Below are 1,214 nucleotides of genomic sequence, written 5' to 3'. Positions count from 1 at the left end.
TTTTCTGAACCGCTTACTTATATTTCTCACATTAAATATTAAGTTCTCTATTTATTATATCCTCTTTAAATTTATTGTAAAATAAAAACAGATGAATTTTTACTTTCATCTGCTCTATTCTTGTTATGCGAAATATAATAAATACTAATTTATCGAACAAGTTCTGCCCGGGGGTCTTGTGGGGTGCTTTGCATCCCACTTGCTTATTGCGAAATTTCCTAAATAATTTTTTCATGAAAAAATTCATCCGAGGTGCTGGGAGATAATTGGGGGGTAGCTCCTTGTTACCTGGAAATTTATTCTACCTCGGGTCTCTTACGCGGGAGAGAAACGACTGAGTTTGCTACATTTACTAACTTTCTTACATCTTCTATATTAAATTCCATAATATTCACCTAAATTAATAATTCTCTTATATATTATTATATCCTATTATTAATTTTTATTAAAGAAAAATGACTATAATTCAAAAAACTATAGTCATTTTCTTATATACAAAATTCGCTAAATAAAAATTAGTAAAAGCTTATCAAAAAGATATCTCAAAACATGTTCCCCTTCATATATCGAACTTATATTCGTTCGTGCCCGGGGGTACTTGTGGGGTACGAAGTGACCCACTTGCTTATATGTTAGCTAGCGCTATTTTAGATAGACTTGTCCATCATTCTACTATTGTTAATATTCTAGGAAACTCTTATAGAACGGCTACTGCACTATCCAAAATGGCAGATAAAAACAACTGAACAATTGTACATAAAAATATTGGCACAATTGTTCAAAATAATCTTGACATTAATATACTATCTTCATACCATATAGCTACTTTAGGCAATGCCCCCCCTATTTCTAAAGGGAGCTTTATACAATCATTAAAATTCATTATATTCATCCTTTTGCCTCCCTATAACGTATTTATATCCTTTAATATATTCGATTAATCTTATTATACCAGATTACCTTATATATAATTATATCCTGTTGTTACTTTTTATTAAAGAAAAATGACTATAATTACAAAGAAATTATAGTCATTTTCTTATATGCGAAATTCACTAAATATCAAATTTAGTGAAGATTTTTCAAGAAAATATTATAAAAAATCCCCTTGGGTTAAAGTTTGAAATACTATCGTCAAATATTTAACACAACCCCCGGGGGTCCTTCCGAGGAAGGAACGCCCGAGGTTGCTACTCACGCGTTGAATTTAATAC

1 protein-coding gene is annotated in these 1,214 nt (G+C 30.6%); it reads left to right on the top strand.

The window, feature by feature from the left end; genetic code table 11:
- The first annotated feature begins 629 nt into the window (after positions 1-629).
- Positions 630-746, top strand: a complete 117-nt coding sequence (locus tag AAT22_RS19210; RefSeq protein ID WP_242849845.1) for an ATP-binding protein — start codon at positions 630-632, stop codon at positions 744-746.
- Positions 747-1,214: the final 468 nt, after the last annotated feature.

This window comes from Clostridium sp. C8 (genome assembly GCF_001010885.1).
GTDB lineage: Bacteria > Bacillota > Clostridia > Clostridiales > Clostridiaceae > Clostridium > Clostridium sartagoforme.
The sequence above is the reverse complement of the archived record's forward strand: the minus strand, read 5'-3'. Positions and strand labels throughout refer to the sequence as shown.

What these genes read in the sequence shown, in the direction of transcription:
- AAT22_RS19210 (WP_242849845.1), top strand. Translation starts at nt 630, where the DNA reads ATGTTAGCTAGCGCTATTTTAGATAGACTTGTCCATCATTCTACTATT.